20 protein-coding genes are annotated in these 24,284 nt (G+C 69.9%); 15 read left to right on the plus strand and 5 right to left on the minus strand.

The window, feature by feature from the left end:
- The first annotated feature begins 8 nt into the window (after positions 1-8).
- The 5 genes from OG440_RS27170 (at position 9) to OG440_RS27190 (ending at position 7,961) form a co-directional block, all read left to right on the plus strand.
- Positions 9-287, plus strand: coding sequence for a hypothetical protein (locus tag OG440_RS27170; RefSeq protein ID WP_406009404.1), 279 nt, complete (start codon positions 9-11; stop codon positions 285-287).
- Positions 288-444: 157 nt separating this feature from the next.
- Complete coding sequence (locus tag OG440_RS27175) at positions 445-1,665, plus strand: sensor histidine kinase (RefSeq protein WP_406009405.1); 1,221 nt, start codon at positions 445-447, stop codon at positions 1,663-1,665.
- Positions 1,662-2,345, plus strand: a complete 684-nt coding sequence (locus OG440_RS27180) for a response regulator (protein ID WP_406009406.1) — start codon at positions 1,662-1,664, stop codon at positions 2,343-2,345. Before OG440_RS27175 ends, OG440_RS27180 begins: the two co-directional genes overlap by 4 nt.
- A 189-nt stretch (positions 2,346-2,534) precedes the next feature.
- Complete coding sequence (locus tag OG440_RS27185; RefSeq protein ID WP_406009407.1) at positions 2,535-5,639, plus strand: efflux RND transporter permease subunit; 3,105 nt, start codon at positions 2,535-2,537, stop codon at positions 5,637-5,639.
- Between the two features lie 84 nt (positions 5,640-5,723).
- Positions 5,724-7,961: a protein kinase domain-containing protein gene (locus OG440_RS27190; RefSeq protein ID WP_406009408.1), complete on the plus strand. Its 2,238-nt coding sequence runs from the start codon at positions 5,724-5,726 to the stop codon at positions 7,959-7,961.
- An 18-nt stretch (positions 7,962-7,979) separates the two neighbouring features.
- Here the strand turns inward: OG440_RS27190 and nadA are convergent, their stop codons facing one another.
- On the minus strand, positions 7,980-9,164 hold the full coding sequence (gene nadA, locus OG440_RS27195; protein ID WP_406009409.1) for a quinolinate synthase NadA: 1,185 nt from the start codon (positions 9,162-9,164) through the stop codon (positions 7,980-7,982).
- A gap of 277 nt (positions 9,165-9,441) precedes the next feature.
- On the opposite strand from nadA, the gene OG440_RS27200 reads away from it, so the two are divergent.
- Positions 9,442-9,798 carry an iron-sulfur cluster assembly accessory protein gene (locus OG440_RS27200; protein WP_018848827.1) on the plus strand — a complete coding sequence of 119 codons (357 nt, stop codon included), beginning with the start codon at positions 9,442-9,444 and terminating at the stop codon, positions 9,796-9,798.
- A gap of 101 nt (positions 9,799-9,899) precedes the next feature.
- On the opposite strand, the gene OG440_RS27205 is transcribed toward OG440_RS27200, so the two are convergent.
- Together OG440_RS27205 and OG440_RS27210 are read right to left on the minus strand one after the other, a co-directional pair.
- Entirely contained in the window at positions 9,900-11,741 is a 1,842-nt protein-coding gene (locus OG440_RS27205) for a hypothetical protein (RefSeq protein ID WP_406009410.1), read from the minus strand.
- A 142-nt stretch (positions 11,742-11,883) separates the two neighbouring features.
- Positions 11,884-12,093: a hypothetical protein gene (locus OG440_RS27210; protein ID WP_406009411.1), complete on the minus strand. Its 210-nt coding sequence runs from the start codon at positions 12,091-12,093 to the stop codon at positions 11,884-11,886.
- A gap of 130 nt (positions 12,094-12,223) precedes the next feature.
- On the opposite strand from OG440_RS27210, the gene OG440_RS27215 reads away from it, so the two are divergent.
- Positions 12,224-13,198, plus strand: coding sequence for a carbohydrate kinase family protein (locus OG440_RS27215; protein WP_406009412.1), 975 nt, complete (start codon positions 12,224-12,226; stop codon positions 13,196-13,198).
- 1 nt (position 13,199) lies between these two features.
- Here OG440_RS27215 and OG440_RS27220 read toward each other — a convergent pair whose 3' ends face one another.
- Entirely contained in the window at positions 13,200-14,582 is a 1,383-nt protein-coding gene (locus OG440_RS27220) for a cysteine desulfurase/sulfurtransferase TusA family protein (RefSeq protein ID WP_406009413.1), read from the minus strand.
- 320 nt (positions 14,583-14,902) lie between these two features.
- Here OG440_RS27220 and coxB point away from each other — a divergent pair, with 320 nt between their 5' ends.
- The 4 genes from coxB (at position 14,903) to OG440_RS27240 (ending at position 19,375) form a co-directional block, all read left to right on the plus strand.
- Complete coding sequence (gene coxB, locus OG440_RS27225; RefSeq protein WP_406009414.1) at positions 14,903-15,862, plus strand: cytochrome c oxidase subunit II; 960 nt, start codon at positions 14,903-14,905, stop codon at positions 15,860-15,862.
- Complete coding sequence (gene ctaD, locus OG440_RS27230; protein WP_355703233.1) at positions 15,859-17,595, plus strand: cytochrome c oxidase subunit I; 1,737 nt, start codon at positions 15,859-15,861, stop codon at positions 17,593-17,595. The genes coxB and ctaD overlap by 4 nt, the downstream gene beginning before the upstream one ends.
- Positions 17,592-17,990, plus strand: coding sequence for a cytochrome c oxidase subunit 4 (locus tag OG440_RS27235; protein WP_062647531.1), 399 nt, complete (start codon positions 17,592-17,594; stop codon positions 17,988-17,990). Before ctaD ends, OG440_RS27235 begins: the two co-directional genes overlap by 4 nt.
- Positions 17,991-18,121: 131 nt before the next feature.
- The gene (locus OG440_RS27240) at positions 18,122-19,375 is read left to right on the plus strand and encodes an Ig-like domain-containing protein (protein WP_406009415.1); all 1,254 of its coding nucleotides are present in this window, start codon (positions 18,122-18,124) and stop codon (positions 19,373-19,375) included.
- Positions 19,376-19,453: 78 nt separating this feature from the next.
- Here OG440_RS27240 and OG440_RS27245 read toward each other — a convergent pair whose 3' ends face one another.
- Complete coding sequence (locus tag OG440_RS27245; RefSeq protein ID WP_406009416.1) at positions 19,454-19,858, minus strand: hypothetical protein; 405 nt, start codon at positions 19,856-19,858, stop codon at positions 19,454-19,456.
- A 178-nt stretch (positions 19,859-20,036) separates the two neighbouring features.
- Between OG440_RS27245 and OG440_RS27250 the strand changes: the two genes are divergently transcribed.
- The 4 genes from OG440_RS27250 to OG440_RS27265 all read left to right on the plus strand — a co-directional run bounded on the left by OG440_RS27250 (position 20,037) and on the right by OG440_RS27265 (position 24,236).
- The gene (locus OG440_RS27250) at positions 20,037-20,657 is read left to right on the plus strand and encodes a heme-copper oxidase subunit III (RefSeq protein WP_307162882.1); all 621 of its coding nucleotides are present in this window, start codon (positions 20,037-20,039) and stop codon (positions 20,655-20,657) included.
- A 65-nt stretch (positions 20,658-20,722) separates the two neighbouring features.
- Positions 20,723-21,535 (plus strand): c-type cytochrome, encoded by an 813-nt coding sequence (locus tag OG440_RS27255; RefSeq protein WP_406009417.1) that lies wholly within the window; start codon positions 20,723-20,725, stop codon positions 21,533-21,535.
- Positions 21,532-22,593, plus strand: coding sequence for a Rieske 2Fe-2S domain-containing protein (locus tag OG440_RS27260; protein WP_406009418.1), 1,062 nt, complete (start codon positions 21,532-21,534; stop codon positions 22,591-22,593). The genes OG440_RS27255 and OG440_RS27260 overlap by 4 nt, the downstream gene beginning before the upstream one ends.
- Positions 22,590-24,236 (plus strand): cytochrome bc complex cytochrome b subunit, encoded by a 1,647-nt coding sequence (locus OG440_RS27265; RefSeq protein ID WP_406009419.1) that lies wholly within the window; start codon positions 22,590-22,592, stop codon positions 24,234-24,236. Before OG440_RS27260 ends, OG440_RS27265 begins: the two co-directional genes overlap by 4 nt.
- The last annotated feature ends 48 nt before the right edge of the window (positions 24,237-24,284 follow it).

The following is a 24,284-nucleotide window of genomic DNA, read 5'->3' on the forward strand; positions in this document are numbered from 1 at the left end:
AGGGCGACATGATCGTACGGATCATGGGGGAGGGCCAGTGGCAACTGGCCGACTCCCATCTCGTCGAACTGAACAGGCTGGACGACGAACTGCTCGCGGAGATGGAGAGCGGCGACGAGGACGGCTTCCACCGCACCCTCGGCGCCCTCCTGGACGCCGTCCGCCGTCTCGGCGAGCCCCTGCCGGACGACGCCCTGGAACCCTCGGAACTGATTCTTCCGTCCCCGGACGCGAGCCTGGAGGACGTCCGGGAGATGCTGAGCGACGACGGTTTGATCCCGGGCTGACCTTCGGCGCGGGTGACGGCCGACCCGGCCCGTCCGGGGATCCCCCCGGCAAGCCGCGGGGGAGTCCGGCCGGGACGAGGCCCGATCACGAAGTCGACGGCGGGGCCTGGCGGCAGCAGCCTCCGGCTACGGCAAGGAAAGCGACGGTAACTCAAAAGTGACCCTGCTTTCCCGGGCCGAGTGCCGGCTCCGCGCGCATCCCCTGGCCCTGGACGCGGGCCTCGCCGCGGGCGTCCTGCTCTGCATGCTGGCCGGGTCCTTCGTCGACCCGCACGGAGCGCACGGCGTCAGCTGGAGCGTCCGCAGCCCGGACCCGCTCAGCCTGCTGCTGATGACCCTCTCGGCCGTCGCCCTCGTCTTCCGCCGCAGCGCCCCCATGACGGTCCTCGCCCTCACCGGCGCCGCCTCCGTGGCCGAGTCCGTCACCGGCGACCCCCGGGCCCCCGTCGCGATGTCCGCCGTGATCGCCCTCTTCACCGTCGCCGCCAGCACCGACCGCCACACCACCGTGCGCGCCGGCCTGCTCACCATGACGGTCCTCACCGGCGCGGCCATGCTCGCCGGACCGCTGCCCTGGTACGCCCAGGAGAACCTGGGGATCCTCGCCTGGACCGGCATCGGTGCCACCGCCGGCGACGCGGTCCGCAGCCGCCGGGCCGTCGTCCAGGCCATCCGGGACCGCGCCGAGCGCGCGGAGCGCACCCGGGAGGAGGAGGCCCGCCGCCGGGTCGCCGAGGAGCGCCTGCGCATCGCCCGCGACCTGCACGACGTCGTCGCCCACCACATCGCCCTGGTCAACGTCCAGGCCGGGGTCGCCGCGCACGTGATGGACAAGCGGCCGGACCAGGCCAAGGAGGCCCTCGCCCACGTCCGCGAGGCCAGCCGCTCCGCGCTCAACGAACTGCGGGCCACCGTGGGCCTGCTGCGCCAGTCCGGCGACCCCGAGGCCCCCACCGAACCCGCGCCCGGCCTGGACCGGCTCGACGACCTGGCCGGCACCTTCCGCAGCGCCGGTCTCCAGGTCGAGGTGGCCCGCACCGACCACGGGACCAAGCTCCCGGCCGCCGTCGACCTGGCCGCCTACCGGGTCATCCAGGAAGCCCTCACCAACGTGCAGAAACACGCCGGGTCCGAGGCGAAGGCCGAGGTCAGCGTCGTGCGCGTAGGACCGAACATCGAGGTCACGGTCCTCGACGACGGGCGTTCGGACGACGGGCCCCCGGCGGCCGGCGGCGGTCACGGCCTGCTCGGCATGCGCGAGCGCGTCACCGCCCTGCGCGGCACCCTCACCACCGGTCCCCGCTACGGAGGCGGCTTCCGCGTCCATGCGATCCTGCCGGTCAAGACCCGCACGGCCACCTCGGGGGAGAACGCATGACCATCCGTGTCCTGCTCGCCGACGACCAGGCACTGCTGCGCAGCGCGTTCCGGGTGCTCGTCGACTCGGAGCCCGACATGGAGGTGGTCGGCGAGGCGTCCGACGGCGCCGAGGCGGTCCGGCTGGCCGGGGAGCAGCGCGCCGACGTCGTCCTGATGGACATCCGCATGCCCGGCACGGACGGGCTCGCCGCGACCCGGCTGATCAGTGCCGATCCCTCCCTCGCCCACGTCAGGGTGGTCATCCTGACGACGTTCGAGGTCGACGACTACGTGGTGCAGTCGCTGCGGGCCGGCGCCTCCGGCTTCCTCGGCAAGGGCAGCGAGCCGGAGGAGCTGCTGAGCGCCATCCGGGTCGCCGCCGGCGGGGAGGCCCTCCTCTCGCCGACCGCCACCAAGGGCCTGATCGCCCGCTTCCTGGCCCAGGGCGGCGCGGCGGACGACGAACACGACCCGGCCCGCTCCGCCCGGCTGGACGCGCTCACCGTGCGGGAGCGCGAGGTCCTGGTCCTGGTCGCCGGCGGTCACTCCAACGACGAGATCGCCGAGCGCCTGGAGGTCAGCCCGCTCACCGTGAAGACGCACGTCAACCGGGCCATGGCCAAGCTGGGCGCACGCGACCGGGCCCAGCTCGTGGTGATCGCGTACGAATCGGGGCTGGTACGTCCGAGGGTGGAGTGAGTCCGGCTCCCGCGTACTGCGCCCGGAGTATGCGCGGGATAAGTAAATAGACCTGGAGCGTACGGATCGCGCGACGGCATGGCCCAGGGTGAAGAGGCCACGCGTGTCACACCCGACACGCCTGTCAAGACCGCCTCACCGCCGCACCTGGCACCGCTTCTGCCGCTCACAGAGACGAGACCCGTACCCATGTCCTGGCTGTCCCGCTTCAGCCTCGCGCAACGGGCCCTGATAGGCCTCATGTCGCTCATCGCCATCGCCTTCGGCGCGATAGCGATCCCGCAACTGAAACAGCAGCTCCTGCCCACCATCGAACTTCCGATGGTCTCCGTCCTCGCGCCCTACCAGGGAGCCTCCCCGGACGTCGTCGAGAAGCAGGTCATCGAGCCGATCGAGGACAACCTCGAGGGTGTCGACGGCATCACCGGCGTCACCTCCACGGCGAGCGAGGGCAACGCGGTGATCGTGGCGTCCTTCGACTACGGCAACGACACCAAACAGCTCGTCGCCGACGTCCAGCAGGCCGTCAACCGGGCCCGCGTCCAGCTCCCCGACGCCGTGGACCCGCAGGTCGTCGCCGGTTCCACCGACGACATGCCGACCGTCGTCCTCGCGGTCACCTCCGACAAGGACCAGCAGGCCCTCGCCGACCAGCTCGACCGCAGCGTCGTCCCGGCGCTGCGGGACATCGACGGCGTCGGCCAGGTCACCGTCACCGGCGTCCGGGACCTCCAGGTCTCCGTCACGCCGGACGACGCGAAGCTGGCGAGGGCCGGACTGACCACGCAGTCCCTCGCCCAGGCGCTCCAGGCGGGCGGCGCGACCGTCCCGGCCGGCTCCTTCGACGAGGCGGGCAGCAACCGCACGGTCCGGGTCGGCGGCGGCTACACCTCCGTCGCCCAGATCGCGGACCTGCGGATCCCGGGGCTCGCCGGCGGGAAGCCGGTCCGGCTCGGTGACGTGGCCGCGGTGCGGCAGGAGGAGGCCCCGGCCGACTCCCTCACCCGTACCGACGGCAAACCCAGCCTCGCCGTCATGGTCACCATGGACCACGACGGCAGCGCGGTCGCCATCTCCGACGCCGTCGACGGCAAGCTGGCCGACCTGCGCCAGGACCTCGGCGCGGGCGCGACGATCACCGTCGTCAGCGACAGCGGTCCGGCCGTCGCGAAGGCCATCGAGGGCCTGACCACCGAAGGCGCCCTCGGCCTGCTCTTCGCCGTCCTCGTCATCCTGGTCTTCCTGGCGTCGATCCGCTCGACGCTGGTGACCGCGGTCAGCATCCCGCTCTCCGTGGTGCTGGCGCTGATCGTCCTGTGGACGCGGGACCTCTCGCTGAACATGCTGACGCTGGGCGCGCTGACCATCGCGATCGGCCGGGTCGTCGACGACTCGATCGTCGTCCTGGAGAACATCAAGCGCCACCTCGGCTACGGCGAGGAGCGGCAGTCCGCGATCATCACGGCCGTCCGCGAGGTGGCCGGGGCGGTCACCTCCTCCACCCTCACCACGGTCGCGGTGTTCCTGCCGATCGGCCTGGTCGGCGGCATGGTCGGCGCCCTCTTCGGCGCGTTCTCGCTCACCGTGACGGCGGCCCTGCTGGCCTCCCTGCTGGTCTCGCTGACGGTCGTCCCCGTCCTGTCGTACTGGTTCCTGCGCGCGCCCAAGGGCACCCCCGAGGACGCCGAGGAAGCCCGCCGCGCGGCCGAGGAGAAGGAGGCGAAGAGCCGTCTCCAGCGCTTCTACGTCCCCGTCCTGCGCTTCGCCACCCGGCGCCGCCTGACCAGCGTGGCGATCGCGGTCGTCGTACTGATCGCCACCTTCGCCATGGCGCCCCTGCTGAAGACCAACTTCTTCGACCAGGGCGAGCAGCAGGTCCTGACGGTCAAGCAGGAGCTGAAGCCGGGCACCAGCCTCGCCGCGACCGACGCCCAGGCGAAGAAGGTCGAGCGACTGCTCGCCGGCACCGAGGGCGTCAAGGACTACCAGGTCACCATCGGCTCGTCCGGCTTCATGGCGGCCTTCGGCGGGGGCACCGACACCAACCAGGCCTCCTACCAGGTGATGATCGAGGACTCCGCCTCGTACGAGGACGTCCAGCAGCGGGTCGAGGACGGGCTGAAGAAGCTCGACGGCATCGGCACGACCACGGTCGCCGCCGGTGACGGCTTCGGCAGCCAGGACCTGAGCGTCGTCGTCAAGGCGGCCGACGCGGATGTGCTGCGCACGGCCGCCGAGCAGGTCCGGAAGGCCGTGGCCGGCCTCGACGACGTCACCGACGTGACCAGCGACCTCTCGCAGAGCGTGCCGCGCATCTCGGTCAGGGCGAACGCCAAGGCCGCCGCGGCCGGCTTCGACGACCAGACGCTCGGCGCGGCGGTCGCCCAGGCGATCCGCGGGACGACGGCCGCGAAGGCGGTCCTGGACGACACCGAGCGCGATGTCGTCATCACCTCGGCGAAGCCCGCCACGACGCTCGCCCAGCTCAAGGCCCTGTCCCTGGGCGCGGTGAAGCTCGGTGACATCGCCACCGTGGAGCTGGTCGACGGTCCGGTCTCGATGACCCGCATCGACGGCCGGCGGGCGGCCACCGTCACCGCGAAGCCGACCGGCGACAACACCGGCGCGGTGAGCGCCGACCTCACCTCGAAGCTCGACGCGCTGAAGCTCCCGGCGGGCGCCACGGCGGAGATCGGCGGGGTCTCGCAGGACCAGGACGACGCCTTCAAGAACCTCGCCCTGGCGATGCTCGCGGCGATCGCGATCGTCTTCATGCTGCTGGTGGCGACCTTCCGGTCGCTGGCCCAGCCGCTGATCCTGCTGGTCTCCATCCCCTTCGCGGCCACCGGCGCGATCGGCCTGCTGCTCGTCACCGGCACCCCGATGGGCGTCCCGGCGATGATCGGCATGCTGATGCTCATCGGCATCGTGGTGACCAACGCGATCGTCCTGATCGACCTCATCAACCAGTACCGCAAGCAGGGGTACGGCGTGGTCGAGGCCGTGGTCGAGGGCGGGCGGCACCGGCTGCGCCCCATCCTCATGACGGCGCTGGCGACCATCTTCGCCCTGCTCCCGATGGCCCTGGGCGTCACCGGCGAGGGCGGCTTCATCGCCCAGCCGCTGGCGGTGGTCGTGATCGGCGGTCTGATCACCTCGACCCTGCTCACCCTGCTGCTCGTCCCGACGCTGTACGCGATGCTCGAGCTCCGCAAGGAGCGCCGCGCGAAGAAGCGTGCCGCGAAGCGGGAGCCGGCGCAGCCCGAGAAGACCCCGGAACCGGCCGGAGTCTGACCCCGACGCGCCGGTGCCCTTCCCCCGTACGGGTTCCATATCCTGTGAACTCGATGTACTCGACGGGGGAAGGGGACCGGGGCGTTGCCGCTGCACAAGGACGACCCGAAGGCGCTCGGCGGTTACCGGATCGTCGACCGGATCGGCTCCGGGGGTATGGGCGTCGTCTACCTGGGCCGGTCCCGTTCGGGGCGTGAGGTCGCCGTCAAGGTGGTGCACGCGCAGTACGCGGAGGACAAGGTCTTCCGGGCCCGCTTCCGGCAGGAGATCGAGGCCGTCCGCAAGGTGAGCGGCGCCTTCACCGCCCCGGTCGTGGACGCCGACCCGGAGGCCGTACGGCCCTGGATGGCCACCACGTACGTGCCGGGACCGACCCTCTCCGCCCGGATCCGGGGCGCCGGCCCGCTGAAGGGGGCGGAGCTGCGCCGACTGGCTCTGGGCCTGGTGGAGGCGCTGCGGGACATCCACCGGGCGGAGGTCGTGCACCGCGACCTCAAGCCCGCCAACGTCCTGATGGCCGAGGACGGTCCCCGGGTCATCGACTTCGGCATCTCCCGGGCCACCGAGAACCAGACCCTCACCGAGACCGGCCACGCGATCGGGACCCCGCCGTTCATGTCCCCGGAGCAGTTCAGGGACGCCCGGTCGGTCGGCCCCGCCTCGGACGTCTTCTCCCTCGCCACGCTGCTGGTGTTCGCCGCGACCGGGCGCGGCCCCTTCGACGCCGACAGCCCCTATCTGACGGCGTGGCGGGTGATGCACGAGGAACCGGCGGTGGAGGCGGTCGCCGAGCCGCTGCGCGCGATCCTGACCCGCTGCCTGGCCAAGGACGCCACCGACCGGCCAGGACTCGACGAACTGGCCGGGGACCTCGCGCAGGCACTGCCCGAACCCGCGGCGGACGACATGCAGACCGTGACCCTGCGTCTGCCGCCCGCACCCGCGCCCGAGAGGGGCGAGGAGCCGGGACCGGCCGCCGCCCCGCCCCGCGCCGGCCGCCGCTCCCGGCTGCGCCGGTGGCCGGTCCTCGCCGGCGTGGCGGGCCTGCTGGCCGTGGCGCTCACCGGCTATCTCCTGTTCGACCCCCTCACGGGGAACAAGGCGGCGGACTCGGACGTCGCCGGCCCCGAGGCACCCCGCTGGGATCCCCTCCCCGACGGCTGGAAGCCCTGGCGGACCTCGGTGTTCGGAACCGCCGCGAGCGGGGTGAAGAAGCCGCTGGAGGGTTCAGGGATCTCCTTCGGCACCTCTCTGTCCTGCGCGATGGGCGACGACGCCCTCTACTGCGGCGGTGACGGCGTCCTTCCGGTCCGCGTCGACGGGACGACGGGCCGGCTCGCCTGGCGGGCGGACTCCCGGCCCTCGGGCCTCGCACGGGATCGCTACGACAGCATGGTCCTCGGCGTGCACGACGGTGTGCTGCTGGTCTCCCAGTCGGTCCTCAACAGCGCGGGCGACGAACAGACCGTCACCGTGGTGGCCCTCGACTCCGCCACCGGCAAGCGGCTCTGGTCGCGCACGTCGGAGGGGACGGGCTCCGTCGCCTCCGCGGTCGTGGGCGATCTGCTGATGACCTCGGACGGCTACCGCGTGACCGCCCGTGAGGTGGGCGACGGTGCCGAGCGGTGGACGGCCACCGTGCCCGTCGGGCCCACCTACTCCTGTGTGTTCCACGACGTCGACAGCCTTCCGTACGCCGGCTGCACCGACGCCGGTACACCGTCGCGCCACGTGTTCTACGCCGTGGACCCGGCCGACGGCTCGACCCGGAAGGTGAGCGTGCCGGACGGCGACACCGTGTACGTCGGGGCCGTCGGCGGCGACCTGGCCTTCGTGACGCACGTCCCGCGGGATCCGCAGAGCACCGCGGAGTCGGCGTCCGGCGAAGTGCTGCTCATCGACCCGGACACCGGCACCGTACGGAAGAGGACGCTGCCGGGCGACCCGCGCGGCGAGGCGGCCCTGGTGGGCGGCGTGCTCTGCTTCGCCTCCTCCGCGGGCCTGTTGACCGCCCACTCGCCCGAGACCGGCGAGCAGCTGTGGCAGACCTCGACGACCCTTCAGCAGCCCGGCACACCCGTCGCCGACGGGCGGGGGCAGGCGGTGTTCGCGGCGAGCGCCTCGGGACGGGTCGCCGCCCTCGACATCGCCACCGGCGGCCTGCTGTGGGAGTCCACCGCGCGGGCCGGTCAGGTCGTGGCGGCCGGTTACGCCACGGCACAGGTGTTCCTCGACGAAGGCGCCCTGGTGGTGCTCAGCCCCGACGGGACGGTCTTCACGCTGGACCCGGCCCACCCCGACCTGGAACCGCTGTCGGGGTGACCCGGGATCCGCGTCCGGTTACGGCAGCGCCAGCATCCGCTCCAGAGCCAGCTTCGCGAACGCCTCGGTCTCCTGGTCGACCTGGATCCGGTTGATCAGCTTGCCCTCGGCGAGGGACTCCAGGGTCCAGACCAGGTGGGGCAGGTCGATCCGGTTCATCGTCGAGCAGAAGCAGACCGTCTTGTCGAGGAAGACGATCTCCTTGCCCTCGGGGGCGAAACGGTTCGCGAGCCGGCGCACCAGGTTCAGCTCGGTGCCGATGGCCCACTTCGAGCCGGCCGGGGCCGCCTCCAGCGCCTTGATGATGTACTCGGTCGAGCCGACGTAGTCCGCCGCGGCCACGACCTCGTGCCGGCACTCGGGGTGCACGAGCACGTTCACGCCGGGGATGCGGGCGCGGACGTCCTCGACCGACTCCAGGCTGAAGCGGCCGTGCACGGAGCAGTGGCCCCGCCACAGGATCATCTTCGCGTCGCGCAGCTGCTCGGCGGTCAGGCCGCCGTTCGGCTTGTGCGGGTTGTAGAGGACGCAGTCCTCCAGGGACAGGCCCATGTCCCGTACGGCGGTGTTGCGGCCGAGGTGCTGGTCGGGCAGGAACAGGATCTTCTCGCCCTGTTCGAAGGCCCACTCCAGGGCCCGCCGGGCGTTGGAGGAGGTACAGATCGTGCCGCCGTGCTTGCCCGTGAACGCCTTGATGTCCGCGGACGAGTTCATGTACGAGACGGGCACGACCTGATCGGCTATGCCGGCCTCGGTCAGCACGTCCCAGCACTCGGCGACCTGCTCGGCGGTGGCCATGTCGGCCATCGAGCAGCCGGCGGCGAGGTCGGGGAGGACCACCTTCTGGTCGTCGGACGTCAGGATGTCCGCGGACTCGGCCATGAAGTGCACACCGCAGAACACGATGTACTCGGCCTCCGGGCGGGCGGCCGCGTCCTTGGCCAGCTTGAAGGAGTCGCCCGTGACATCGGCGAACTGGATGACCTCGTCGCGCTGGTAGTGGTGGCCGAGCACGAAGACCTTGTCACCGAGCTTCTCCTTGGCGGCGCGGGCCCGCGCGACCAGGTCGGGGTCCGAGGGCGAGGGCAGGTCGCCGGGGCACTCCACGCCCCGCTCGCTCTTCGGGTCGGCCTCGCGGCCGAGCAGCAACAGGGCGAGCGGAGTCGGCTGTACGTCGAGCTCCGTGGTCTGGGCGGTGGTCACGGCACGCACCTTTTCTACTTTTCGTCGATCTGACGTTATCTATCATAACCCGCTTCACGTCACTTTGACGATGGTCATCGCGTCGATGTGACGTGAATCCCGCGACCCGGCCGGCGCCGCTCCCGAGGCCGCTGTCCGCCGCCTCGCACGTGTGCGAGCATGAAGGGCAAGAAGAGGAAAGAAGTGGAAACACGACTCCTCGGCCCGGAATGAATCCGCGGCCCCGACGGTTGGAAAAGTCGGCAAGCAGTCTCCGTACAACCCGGGAGAGATGTAGATGTCCGTATCGGACGAGAAGACCACTGTCAGCGACGGCATCCTCCTGTCCGACGCCGCCGCGGCGAAGGTCAAGGCCCTGCTCGACCAGGAAGGCCGCGACGACCTGGCGCTGCGCGTCGCCGTTCAGCCCGGCGGCTGCTCCGGCCTGCGCTACCAGCTCTTCTTCGACGAGCGTTCGCTCGACGGTGACGTGGTGAAGGACTTCGACGGCGTCAAGGTCGTCACCGACCGCATGAGCGCCCCGTACCTGGGCGGCGCCTCCATCGACTTCGTCGACACCATCGAGAAGCAGGGCTTCACGATCGACAACCCGAACGCGACGGGCTCCTGCGCCTGCGGCGACTCCTTCAGCTAGTCGCCCGTTCGCACCGCTGAACGACACGAAGGCGGCGGCCCCCTCCTCGGAGGGGGCCGCCGCCTTCGTGTTCGCGCCGGGCGAACCGCTGCCGCCGGGTGCTACCGGGCCTGCGGCAGCCGCGCCCCCGGCTTCTCCAGCGGGATCGCGCCGCCGTCCGACCCGACCACCTTCCGGCTGCCCAGCGACGCGTCCAGCTGAACCGTCCGGTGGTACTCCTTGGCGATCAGGATGCAGACCCGGCCCGTCCAGGGCGTCTCGGTCACGGTGACCTTCACCTCGTCGCCGCTCTCCGACGCCGTGGCCGCGTAGTCGCCGCACACCCCGCCGGTGAAGCTCACGGTCAGTGCCTTGCCCTCGACGGTGTAGCCGTTCACCTTCACGTCACGCGTGCCGGAGGAGGCGCTCGGCGTCGGCGTGGGCGTCGTGGCGGACCGCAGATACTCCGGCTCGACGGCCGGCTGCGTCACCGTGTAGCCGCCCTCGACCCCTGCGGCCCGCACGTCGAACAGCCAGGACGGTACGAGCACCTGCCGTCCGCCCGAGGTGTGCGGGGCGAGCCCGAGCACCGCGTCCCGGACCGTCGCCGTCCGGCCCTGGGGAGCGGTGGTGGACGAACCGCACGGGCTCTCCAGCCGGTCCTTCAGCGGTACCGGGCTGGCACAGCCGCCGATGCCCATCCGGTGGTCCGTCCCCGGCGCCGCGTTCAACGCGTCCAGCGCCTCCCGCGCGCTCAGCAGCGGGTACGTGTCGCCCTTCACCGGCGGTTCCAGCTGCCCGTTGCCGCCGACCACCTCGCCCTGGGCGCCGACGCTGATCCCGGTCGTCCAGCCGTGACTGGGCAGATCACCGAAGACCGGCTCGGCGTTCACCACCCGCTGGGTCCCCATGACCTGGCTCGCGTCCACCTCGGCGCCGTCCTGTCCGACCGCCTTCAGGACCGGCGCCGCCGCCTTCTTCGCGGCCGCCTCGCTCACCGGGGCGCCGGTCGGGGTCACGGACGTCCCGGCACACTTGTCGGTGCCGCCCGTGCAGTTGTCGGTGCCGGGCGCGAAGCGCGTGAACGTCCACATCCCCGGCGCCTGCCGGTTCACCCGCAGCACCGGACCCGAGCCGTCGTTGCCGGCCCCGACCTTCCAGGCCTCCCCGTCGACGACCGGCGTCCCCTCGGCCCCCAGCGCCTTCGCCAGCCGGGCCACCTCGTCCTTCGTGACCTCGCCCTTCGCCCAGTACACGGGCGCGGAGCCGGGACCGTCGGGGAGCGTCCCGTCGGCGGTGTAGGTCACCCCGTAGGGGTTCGGCTCACCGGGCGCGATGCCGCTCGTACCGCTCTCGGGGGTACCCGTACGCACGGAGTAGTCGTCCAGGAGCAGCGCGCCGGGTGTGCCGTCCCCGGACGGCGACCCCGAGCCGGCGCTCCCTCCGGAGCCGCCGGCGGTGGAGGTCAGATAGGCCCCGCCCCCGCCCACCAGCAGCACGGCGGCCGCGACGGAGGCGATGAGAACGGGAGAGCGGCGCCGCGGAGCGGCCGGGCGCGCGTCGTCGGTCACCGGCCCGACGACATGTACGTCGGAGCCGGAGCCGGAGCCTGTGCCGGATTCGGGATCGGCGGGCGCCTCCCCGGCGGTGGCCTGGGCCTCGGCGGCGGCCTGTCGACCGGCGTCGTCATCAACGGGGGCGTCGGCGGTGGCCCCGGCCTCGGGAACATCGGAAGCCTCGGCCCCGGATGCGGCGGGAGTGCCAGCCTCCTCCTCGGTGACGCCGGCCTCGACGTCCGGCGCGTCCTCGGCCCGTGCGTCGTCGGCCCGCGCGTCCTCGCCCGGAGTGTCCTCGGCTGGCGCGTCCCGGACCTCGGCCTTCTCGGCCGCGGCCTCGGCCGGCTCCGCACCCGTCTTCTCCGGCTCGCGCGCGGCGTCGTCGTTCTCGGGTCGCTCGGTGTTCACCGCATCGCTCCTTCGGCTGCCCTGCTGTCGTACCCCACATCCCCTTTACGGGGGACGGCGATGGGACGCGACGGGGGAGCGCACGGTTCCCTCCCGAGCGCCGTACCGAAGGAAAATCGAGGGATTACCCTCGGGGGTCGTCCTAGTTGCCGTAGTCCGGCATCGCCTCCAGGAGCCGCGCCGACGCGGCCGGAACGCTCACGCCCAGGATGAGTGACGGGGAGACCGGACGGGAAGTGATCTTTTCCGGGGCCGCCCAGTGCGGGGCCATCCGGGCGCAGTCACCGCGCAGCGACGCCAGGCCGCCGTCGAAGTCGGCCGGAGCGGGGGCGTGGACCTTGAGGTTCGTCATAGCCGAACCGTATGCATGGCGGAGCCCGCGAAGAAAGATCTACTATCGGGTAGTTTCGGCTGCTTCAGTGGCGCGGATCGACCGGGTAGCGTGAACTGTCAATCCCCCTCCCCTCAGGAGAGTCCACGCCGTGCGCATCGCAGTCACCGGCTCCATCGCCACCGACCACCTCATGACGTTCCCCGGCCGCTTCGCCGACCAGCTCGTCGCCGACCAGTTGCACACGGTCTCGCTCTCCTTCCTGGTGGACAACCTGGACGTGCGCCGGGGCGGTGTGGGCGCGAACATCGCCTTCGGCATGGGACAGCTGGGGACGGACCCGATCCTGGTCGGCGCCGCGGGCGCGGACTTCGACGAGTACCGGGCCTGGCTGGACCGGCACGGCGTCGACACCGGGTCGGTCCGCATCTCCGAGACCCTGCACACGGCCCGCTTCGTGTGCACCACCGACGCCGACCACAACCAGATCGGCTCCTTCTACACCGGCGCGATGAGCGAGGCCCGTCTCATCGAGCTGAAGACCGTCGCCGACCGCGTGGGCGGCCTGGACCTGGTCCTGATCGGCGCCGACGACCCGGAGGCGATGCTCCGCCACACGGAGGAGTGCCGGTCCCGGTCGATCGCCTTCGCGGCCGACTTCTCCCAGCAGATCGCCCGGATGAACGGCGACGAGATCCGGATACTGCTGGAGGGCGCGACGTACCTGTTCTCCAACGAGTACGAGAAGGGCCTCATCGAGTCCAAGACGGGCTGGACGGACGCCGAGATCCTCTCCAAGGTCGGCCACCGCGTCACCACCCTCGGCTCGCGCGGCGTCCGTATCGAGCGCGCCGGTGAGGACCCGATCGAGGTCGGCTGCCCGGAGGAGGAGGCCAAGGTCGAGCCCACGGGCGTCGGCGACGCCTTCCGCGCCGGTTTCCTCTCCGGTCTGGCCTGGGGCGTCTCCCACGAGCGCGCCGCGCAGATCGGCTGCATGCTCGCCACCCTGGTGATCGAGACGGTCGGCACCCAGGAGTACCAGCTGCGCCGCGCCCACTTCATGGACCGTTTCACCAAGGCCTACGGCGACGAGGCCGCCACCGAGGTCCGCAAGCACCTGGCGTGACTCAGGAGAGCCGGCGGACCACATAGGCCGAGCCCCGGTCCGCCGGCTCCTCCCCGACGTACTCCTGCTCCCGCATCTCGCACCACGCGGGGATGTCCAGGCGGGCCGCCTCGTCGTCGGACAGCACCCGCACCGTGCCCCCGACCGGCACCTCCCCGATGACCTTCGCCAGCTCGATGACGGGAATCGGGCACCGTTTGCCCAGCGCGTCCACGACGAGCTCGGCGCCGCGCACCTCGGTCCCGGCCGCCCGGACGGGCGCCCCGAGCTTCTCCCTCACCTCCGCCACCGCCCTCGGCAGGACGGCGAGGAACCGCTCGACGTCCTCCTCGGCGGCCCCCCTCGGCAACGAAACCCGCACGTTTCCCTCACTCAGCACCCCCATCGCCCTCAGCACATGGCTGGGCGTCAGCGTGCTGCTGGTGCAGGACGACCCGGAGGAGACGGAGAAGCCCTCCCGGTCCAACTCGTGCAGCAGCGCCTCCCCGTCGACGTACAGACAGGAGAAGGTGACGATCCCCGGCAGCCGCCGCAGCGGCTCCCCGACGACCTCCACATCGGGTACGACGGCCGCCACCCGCGCCCGGATCCGCGCCGTCAGCTCGCGCAGCCGTACCGCCTCGGCCGCCGCCTCCGCCCGCACCGCTCGCAGCGAGGCCGCCGCGGCCACGATCGCCGGAATGTTCTCGAAGCCGGCCGCGCGCCCGGACTCCCGCTCGTCCACCGGCCCTTGGACGGCGAACCGCGCTCCCTTGCGCACCGCGAGCAGCCCCACCCCGGCCGGGCCGCCCCACTTGTGCGCACTGGCCGCCAGTACCGACCAGGGCCCGTCCACCGGCCCCCAGCCGAGCGACTGCGCCGCGTCCACCAGCAGCGGTACCCCCGCGTCCCGGCACAACTCGGCCACGGCGGCCACCGGCTGCTCGGTCCCCACCTCGTGGTTGGCCGACTGGAGACAGGCGAGCGCGGTGTCCGGACGCAGGGCTTCGGCGTACGACTCCACGGCGACCGCACCGGTCCGGGCAACCGGCACCCGGGTCACCGTCCCGCCGTCCGCCTCGAACGCCTCGGCCGAATGGAGTACCGAGGAGTGTTCTACCGCTGACACGATCAGGTGACGTCCCACCCGTCGGCGCCCGGCCAGCGCGCCCGCGATCCCGCCGTGCACGGCCCGCGTTCCCGAAGAGGTGAAGACCAGCTCGTCCGGCCGGCAGCCCACGGCCTCGGCGGCCGCCTCCCGGGCGGCGTCCAGCAGGATCCGCGCCCGCCGGCCCTCCCGGTACAGCCGACCGGGATCGGCCCACCCCTCGTCGAGGGAGGCCAACAGCGCCTGGCGGGCGACGGGATGCAGGGGAGCGGCGGAAGCGGCGTCGAAGTAGGACACACCTCAACCGTAGAACGCGGGCCGGCTGTCCGGCGGCGCGGGCCCGTGCCGGAATGCGGCTCCGGCGCGGGGCGCGAACGGCTCCCACCGGCCCGGAGTCGCCACACAACCCGCATTGACGACCTATTAGGCGCCCGTCCCCACCCCTTCGGGGTGACCCGCGGCGCGTATGCCACCCTCCCCGCGAACCCCCGGAGGGCGTCGGCTAGGGTTTGGTCCGCATAAACATCCAAACCCCTGCCCGACGCAGGGCGGCGACCGACCACCGAGAAGGCAGGCCGCAGCCAACCGCGCGGGCGAGACTCTCGGGAAGGCGCTACGTGAGTCCCAACGGCTCCGACCGCTCGCCGCGGCGCCCGATGCGGCGGAAGCTGCTCCAGGCAATGACCGCGGGCCTGGTCCTGGCGACCGCCACCGGTTGCACATACAAGGACTTCCCCCGCCTTGGTATGCCCACCCCGGTCACAGAAGAGGCTCCGCGGATCCTCTCCCTGTGGCAGGGCTCCTGGGCAGCCGCGCTGGCCACCGGCGTGCTGGTGTGGGGCCTGATCCTGTGGAGTGCTTTCTTCCACCGGCGCAGTCGCACCAAGGTCGAAGTTCCTCCGCAGACCCGGTACAACATGCCCATCGAGGCGCTGTACACGGTGGTTCCGATCATCATCGTCTCGGTGCTGTTCTATTTCACGGCCCGTGACGAGTCGAAGCTTCTGAGCCTCGACAAGAAGCCCGATGTCACGGTGAACGTGGTCGGCTTCCAGTGGAGCTGGTGCTTCAACTACATCGAGAGCGTCGACGGTTCCGACGGGGACGCGAAGACCGACAAGAACCTGGCCGCGATCCCGGACCGGTTCAAGACGGACTTCCCCGACAACGCCGGCGGCGTCTACACCTGCGGTACTCCCGGTGAGCGGAACCCGCAGACCAACAACCCCGGCCCGACCCTCTGGCTCCCCGAGGGCAAGACGGTCCGCTTCGTCCTCACCTCGCGGGACGTCATCCACTCCTTCTGGGTGGTGCCGTTCCTGATGAAGCAGGACGTCATCCCGGGCCACACCAACTCCTTCCAGGTGACTCCCAACAAGGAGGGCACCTTCCTGGGCAAGTGCGCCGAGCTCTGCGGCGTCGACCACTCCCGGATGCTCTTCAACGTGAAGGTCGTCTCTCCGGAGCGCTACGAGCAGCACCTCAAGGACCTCGTGAAGAAGGGGCAGACCGGTTACGTTCCCGCGGGCATCGAGCAGACGAGCCACGAGAAGAACCGGGAGACGAACAACCTGTGAGCATCCTCAACGAACCCCAGGGTGCCGCCGCAGCTGAGGACTCGTACGAGAACGAGCTGCCGGTCAGGCGCAAGCAACCCGGCAACGTCGTGGTCAAGTGGCTGACGACCACCGACCACAAGACCATCGGTACGTTGTACCTGGTCACGTCGTTCGCGTTCTTCTGCATCGGTGGCGTGATGGCGCTCCTCATGCGCGCCGAGCTCGCCCGCCCGGGCCTGCAGATCATGTCGAACGAGCAGTTCAACCAGGCGTTCACGATGCACGGCACGATCATGCTGCTGATGTTCGCGACGCCGCTGTTCGCCGGCTTCACGAACTGGATCATGCCGCTCCAGATCGGCGCGCCGGACGTCGCGTTCCCGCGGCTGAACATGTTCGCCTACTGGCTCTACCTGTTCGGCTCGCTCATCGCGGTCGCCGGCTTCCTCACCCCGCAGGGTGCGGCCGACTTCGGCTGGTTCGCCTACGCCCCGCTGTCGGACGCGGTCCGCAGCCCGGGCATCGGCGCCGACATGTGGATCATGGGTCTGGCCTTCTCCGGCTTCGGCACGATCCTCGGCTCGGTCAACTTCATCACCACGATCATCTGCATGCGCGCGCCCGGCATGACGATGTTCCGGATGCCGATCTTCACCTGGAACGTCCTGCTGACCGGTGTCCTGGTCCTGCTGGCCTTCCCGGTCCTCGCGGCCGCGCTGTTCGCCCTGGAGGCGGACCGCAAGTTCGGCGCGCATGTCTTCGACGCCGCCAACGGCGGCGCGTTGCTGTGGCAACACCTCTTCTGGTTCTTCGGCCATCCAGAGGTGTACATCATCGCCTTGCCGTTCTTCGGGATCATCTCCGAAGTGATCCCGGTGTTCTCCCGCAAGCCGATGTTCGGCTACATGGGCCTGATCGCGGCGACCATCTCGATCGCCGGTCTCTCCGTGACCGTGTGGGCGCACCACATGTACGTCACGGGCGGCGTGCTGCTGCCGTTCTTCTCCTTCATGACGTTCCTCATCGCCGTACCGACGGGCGTGAAGTTCTTCAACTGGATCGGAACGATGTGGAAGGGCTCACTGTCCTTCGAGACACCGATGCTGTGGGCGACGGGCTTCCTGATCACCTTCACCTTCGGTGGCCTGACCGGCGTCATCCTGGCCTCGCCGCCGATGGACTTCCACGTGTCCGACTCGTACTTCGTGGTGGCGCACTTCCACTACGTCGTCTTCGGCACCGTCGTCTTCGCGATGTTCTCCGGCTTCCACTTCTGGTGGCCGAAGTTCACCGGCAAGATGCTCGACGAGCGCCTCGGCAAGATCACCTTCTGGACGCTGTTCGTCGGCTTCCACGGCACCTTCCTGGTCCAGCACTGGCTGGGCGCCGAGGGCATGCCGCGTCGTTACGCGGACTACCTGAACGCCGACGGCTTCACCGCCCTGAACACGATCTCGACGATCAGCTCGTTCGTCCTCGGCCTGTCCGTCCTGCCGTTCCTCTACAACGTGTGGAAGACGGCCAAGTACGGCAAGCCGGTCGGCGTCGACGACCCGTGGGGCTACGGCCGCTCCCTGGAGTGGGCCACCTCCTGCCCGCCGCCGCGCCACAACTTCCTCACCCTGCCGCGGATCCGCAGCGAATCCCCGGCGTTCGACCTGCACCACCCCGAGATCGCCGCGCTCGAGCAGCTGGAGCACGCCGGCCACGGTGCCAGCGCCATCTCGGGCAGCAAGGAGGCCGGCAAGTGAAGATCCAGGGCAAGATGTTCGTCTGGCTGAGCGTCTTCGTCCTCGTCATGGCGATCGTCTATGGCGTGTGGTCGAAGGAGCCGGCCGGTACCACGGCCCTCTTCCTGGCCTTCGGCCTGTGCATCATGATCGGCTTCTACCTGGGCTTCACCGCCCGGCGGGTCGACGCGGGCGCGCAGGACAACAAGGAGGCGGACGTCGCGGACGACGCCGGCGAGCTGGGCTTCTTCAGCCCGCACAGCTGGCAGCCGCTGTCCCTGGGCATCGGCGGCGCCCTGGCCTTCCTGGGGGTCGCTGTCGGCTGGTGGCTGCTGTACTTCTCCCTGCCCCTGATCCTCATCGGTCTGTGGGGCTGGGTCTTCGAGTACTACCGCGGTGAGAACCGCACCCAGTAGCACGCACCGGACGCGGGCTGAGCCCGGACACTCCGTCAGGAGGGTCCGGGCTCACGCTTTTGCCGCAACGAGGCTCCTCCGTCCGTGTCACTCAGCGCGCCGCTGTTGACGCGGCTCCCTAGCGTGAAGCCATGAGCCACGAACCCCGCCCTCGCACCGTCGTCGGCTGCACCCTGCTGGTGATCGCCCTGGGCGCGGTCGCAAGCGCCTGCGGCTCGGACGGCAACCCGCTCTCCGCGCGCCCCTACGACGCGACGGACCAGATCTCGTTCCACAACCTCGGCGGCGAAGGGAAGAAGTCCGACCCGGACAAGCCCCTGGAGGTCACCGCGGAGGACGACGACCGCATCACGGACGTCACCGCCGTGGACGGCACCGGCCGGTACCTCGCGGGAGAACTCGCCGCCGACGGCAGCCGCTGGCACAGCACCGAGCCGCTGGCCGCGAACGCCCACTACACGGTCCGCGTGAGCACCGAGGACGACGACGGCGCCCCCGGCCGCCGGGTGCTCACCTTCGACACCGGCAAGCCCACCTCGAAGAAGCGCCTGGGCGTCGAGTTCGGCCCCGACAAGGGCGAGTACGGCGTCGGCCAGCCCGTCACCGCCAAGCTGGACCAGCCCATCAAGGACCCTGCCCAGCGGGCCGTCGTCGAACGCGCCCTGAAGGTCGAATCGACGCCGTCCGCCCAGGGCGCGTGGCACTGGGTGGACGACAAGGAACTCCACTACCGGCCCAAGGACTACTGGCCCGCCCACGCCACCCTCCGGGTGCACAGCAACCTGGACGGCATCAAGATCGGCGACCGGCTGTGGGGCGGCCCCACGAAGGAGCTCAAGCTCACCATCGGCGACCGGGTCATCGCCGTCACGGACGCGTCGTCGCACTCCATGACGGTCTTCAAGAACAACGAGGAGATCAACCAGATCCCCGTCACCACCGGAAAGCCCGGCTTCGAGACCCGCAACGGCGTCAAGGTCGTCCTGGGCAAGGAGTACTACGTACGGATGCGCGGTACGACCGTCGGCATCGCCGAAGGCTCCTCCGACTCCTACGACCTGCCCGTCTACTACGCCACCCGCGTCACGTGGAGCGGCGAGTACGTCCACGCCGCGCCCTGGTCCGTGGGATCCCAGGGGTACGCGAACGTCAGCCACGGCTGCACCGGCATGAGCACGTCGAACGCCGAGTGGTTCTTCGACAACATCCGTCAGGGTGACGTCGTCCAGGTCGTCAACAGCGACGGCGACACGATGGAGACCTTCGGCAACGGCTTCGGCGACTGGAACCTGGACTGGAAGCAGTGGACCAAGGGCAGCGCGCTGACGGGGGGCAAGCAGAAGCCGGAGCAGGACACTTCGAGACTCAGTCCTGCCGCGGTGTAGGAGCCTTCAGGGGCGCGGGGAACCGCGCGACAGGCCACGACGGGCCCGCCGACGCCGGGAAACCCTGCGCCCCGCCCCTCAGGCGCTCTGCTGCAGCCTCTTCGTCCGCATCAGGGCGGCGAGCGCCTCCGCGAACTCCACGGGCTCCACAGGCAGCGTCACGGCCGCGTCGGCGCGGCTCCAGGTGGCGAGCCAGGCGTCCTGGGGGCGCCCGATGAGCAGCAGCACCGGCGGGCACCGGAAGACCTCGTCCTTGATCTGCCGGCACAGCCCCATGCCGCCCATGGGCGCGGCCTCGCCGTCCAGGACGACGACGTCGACGCCGCCCCTGTCCAGCTCCCGCAGCACCGCCGCAGGCGTCGCGCACTCCACGAACTCCACCACGGGAACGTCCGGCGCGGGCCTGCGCCCGGTCGCGAGCCGGACCTGCTCGCGGGTGTGGGAGTCGTCGCTGTAGACCAGCACCGTGGCCGTCGCCTGCATGCTTCCTCCGTGACATCAGCGTCGTACGGACAGAACCGATGCCGCGGATGCTACTCCCTCGACCACGTGGTCAACACCGCTTGGAACACCACTTCGATGGGCCATACGGGCACTACACAGGGGGCGAACACTCCGAACGGCACCCCCCGGAGTGAGGGCGGGATAAGGGACCGACATAATGTCGGTCGTGGCGACAGCAACGACAGTAGATACCGGGCACGCGCACCCGTCGGTCAATCGGCCGAACCTCACCAGCGTCGGAACCATCATCTGGCTGAGCTCCGAGCTGATGTTCTTCGCGGCCCTCTTCGCGATGTACTTCACCCTGCGATCGGTGACGGGTCCTGATCACTGGAAGGAAATGGCCGAGGCCCTGAACTTCCCGTTCTCGGCCACCAACACCACGATCCTGGTGCTCTCCTCCCTCACCTGCCAGCTCGGCGTCTTCGCCGCCGAGCGCGGTGACGTGAAGAAGCTCAGGATGTGGTTCATCGTCACCTTCATCATGGGTGCGATCTTCATCGGCGGTCAGATCTTCGAGTACACGGAGCTGGTGAAGAAGGACGGGCTCTCGCTCTCCTCCGACCCGTACGGCTCGGTGTTCTACCTGACCACCGGCTTCCACGGGATGCACGTGACGGGCGGCCTCATCGCCTTCCTGTTCGTCCTCGGGCGCACCTACGCGGCCAAGAGGTTCACCCACGAGCAGGCGACCGCGGCCATCGTCGTGTCCTATTACTGGCACTTCGTCGACGTCGTCTGGATCGGCCTCTTCGCCACGATCTACATGATCAAGTAGCTGGGCACGCTCGCTCCCGCACATCCCAAGCATCGACGCAGAAGATCCTGACACCGGGGTAATCCGTGAAAAAGCTCTCCGCACGACGACGCCATCCGCTGGCGGCGCTCGTCGTCCTACTCCTCGCGCTGGCGGCTACCGGGGGGCTGTACGCCGCGTTCGCGCCCGCGAGCAAGGCGCAGGCAGACGACACCGCCCAGTCCCTCGCCATCGACGAGGGCAAGAAGCTCTACGCCGTTGGCTGCGCAAGCTGCCACGGCACCGGCGGTCAGGGGACCTCCGACGGTCCGAGCCTGGTCGGCGTGGGCGCCGCGGCCGTCGACTTCCAGGTCGGCACCGGGCGCATGCCCGCGGCCACTTCGCAGGGCGCCCAGGTGCCCGCGAAGAAGGTCATCTACTCGCAGGCCGAGATCGACCAGCTCGCCGCGTTCATCTCCTCCCTGGGCGCCGGCCCGTCCGTCCCCACCGACGCCGAGTACGGCCCGGAAGGCGCGGACATCGCCAAGGGTGGCGAGCTGTTCCGCACCAACTGCGCGCAGTGCCACAACTTCACCGGCAAGGGCGGTGCCCTCACCAAGGGCAAGTACGCCCCGACCCTCGAGGACGTGGACCCGAAGCACATCTACGAGGCCATGCAGACCGGCCCGCAGAACATGCCTTCCTTCCCCGACACCACCCTGTCGGAGCAGAACAAGAAGGACATCATCGCGTACCTGCACGCGGTCAACAGCGACGAGACCAACAACCCCGGTGGTCTGGAGCTGGGCGGCCTCGGGCCGGTCAGTGAGGGACTGTTCGCCTGGATCTTCGGTCTCGGTGCCCTGATCGCGGTAGCCGTCTGGGTCGCCGCTCGGACCGCAAAGGCCAAGAAGTCATGAGTAGCCAAGACATTCCAGAAGAGAACCTGCCCGCTGAGCAGGGCCACGCGCACGGCACCGCCGTAGGGATCGCGGACGAGCAGAACCCGTTCGCCGACCCGGGGCTGCCGCCCCACGAGCACCGTGTCCAGGACATCGACGAGCGGGCCGCCAAGCGGTCCGAGCGTGCGGTCGCCTTCCTGTTCACGTTGTCGATGCTCGCCACGATCGGGTTCATCGCCTCGTACGTGGCGATCCCCGCCGACAAGTCGATCTTCGTGTTCCCGATCGGCCACCTCAGCGCGCTGAACTTCGCGCTGGGTCTGACGCTGGGCACGGCGCTGTTCACCATCGGCGCCGGCGCGGTCCACTGGGCCCGCACCCTGATGTCCGACGTCGAGGTCGCCGACGAGCGGCACGCGATCGCCGCGCCCCCCGAGGTCCGTGCGAAGGTCCACGCGGACTTCAAGCAGGGTGCCAAGGAGTCCGCGCTCGGCCGTCGCAAGCTGATCCGCAACACGATGTTCGGCGCGCTCACCCTGGTGCCGCTGTCCGGTGTCGTGCTGCTGCGCGACCTCGGCCCGCTGCCCGAGGACAAGCTGCGTCACACGCTGTGGGCCAAGGGCAAGCTGCTCGTCAACATGAACACGAACGAGCCGCTGCGTCCCTCGGACGTCGCCGTCGGTTCGCTCACCTTCGCCAAGCCCGAGGGCCTGGAGGAGCACGACGAGGAGTTCCAGAACGAGATCGCCAAGGCGGCCCTGATGATCGTCCGGCTCCAGCCGGACAACATCAAGGACAAGCAGGAACTCGACTGGTCCTACCAGGGCATCGTGGCGTACTCGAAGATCTGCACCCACGTCGGTTGCCCGATCTCGCTGTACGAGCAGCAGACGCACCACGTGTTGTGCCCCTGCCACCAGTCCACCTTCGACCTCTCCGACGGTGCCCGAGTGATCTTCGGCCCCGCCGGCCACGCCCTGCCGCAGCTGCGCATCGGTGTGAACGACGAGGGCTATCTCGAGGCGCTCGGCGACTTCGAAGAGCCCGTCGGTCCTGCTTTCTGGGAGCGCGGATGAGCACGAACGAGAACACCGAGAGCAACGAGTCCCGCGAACGCGGGAAGGCTCCGGCCGGCGAGCGGATCGCCGACTGGGCCGACGGCCGGCTGGGGATCTACTCCCTCGCCAAGGCCAACATGCGCAAGATCTTCCCCGACCACTGGTCGTTCATGCTGGGTGAGATCTGCCTGTACAGCTTCATCATCATCATCCTCACGGGTGTGTACCTGACGCTGTTCTTCCACCCGTCGATGAACGAGGTGGAGTACCACGGCAGCTACGTCCCGTTGCAGGGACAGCTGATGTCCGAGGCGTTCAGCTCGACCCTGCACATCTCCTTCGACGTGCGCGGCGGTCTGCTCATCCGGCAGATCCACCACTGGGCGGCGCTGATCTTCCTCGCCGGCATGTTCGTGCACATGATGCGAGTGTTCTTCACGGGCGCGTTCCGCAAGCCGCGTGAGGTCAACTGGCTGTTCGGCTTCCTGCTCTTCGTCCTGGGCATGTTCACCGGTTTCACCGGTTACTCGCTCCCGGACGACCTGCTCTCCGGCACCGGTGTCCGCTTCACCCAGGGCGCGATCCTGTCGACGCCGATCGTCGGCACCTACATCTCGATGTTCCTGTTCGGCGGCGAGTTCCCGGGCCACGACTTCGTGGCGCGGTTCTACTCGATCCACATCCTGCTGCTGCCGGGCATCATGCTCGGCCTGGTGGTCGGCCACCTGATCCTGGTCTTCTACCACAAGCACACGCAGTTCGCGGGCCCCGGCAAGAGCAACAAGAACGTCGTCGGCATGCCGCTGCTGCCGGTGTACATGGCCAAGGCCGGAGGCTTCTTCTTCCTGGTCTTCGGTGTCATCGCGGCCATCGCGGCCATCGCGCAGATCAACCCGATCTGGGCCATGGGCCCCTACCGTCCGGACCAGGTGTCCACCGGCGCCCAGCCCGACTGGTACATGGGCTTCGCCGAGGGTCTGATCCGCTTCATGCCGGGCTGGGAGGTCAACTTCTGGGGCCACACGCTGGTCCTGGGCGTGTTCATCCCGCTGCTCCTGTTCGGGGTTCTCCTCGCGATCCTGGCGCTCTACCCCTTCATCGAGTCGTGGGTCACGGGCGACAAGCGCGAGCACCACATCCTGGACCGGCCGCGCAACGCCCCGACGCGCACCGCCCTGGGCGTCGCCTGGGTCACGATGTACATGATCATGCTGGTCGGTGGTGGCAACGACCTGTGGGCCACCCACCTCCACCTGTCGATCAACTCGATCACCTGGTTCGTCCGGATCTTCTTCATCGCCGGACCGGTCATCGCGTACATCGCCACCAAGCGGATCTGCCTCGGCCTCCAGCGCCGGGACCGGGACAAGGTGCTGCACGGTCGCGAGACCGGCACCATCAAGCGCCTGCCGCACGGTGAGTTCATCGAGATCCACGAGCCGCTGAGCCAGGAGCAGCTGCACACCCTCACGGCGCACGAGCAGTACGAGCCGGCGGCGATCGGCGCGGCCGTCGACGAGAACGGTGTCGAGCGCAAGGTGACGGGCAAGGAGAAGCTCCGCGCCAAGATCAGCGGCGCGTACTTCGGTGAGGACCAGCAGATTCCGAAGCCCACCGCGGAGGAGTACAAGGAGATCACGAGCGGCCACGGCCACCACTGATCGCTGAGGCGTCGCCACGCCACGGCAAAGGGCCCCGTCCGGTCTTCG

Origin of the sequence: Streptomyces sp. NBC_00637 (genome assembly GCF_045161545.1) — a bacterium.
Classification (GTDB): domain Bacteria; phylum Actinomycetota; class Actinomycetes; order Streptomycetales; family Streptomycetaceae; genus Streptomyces.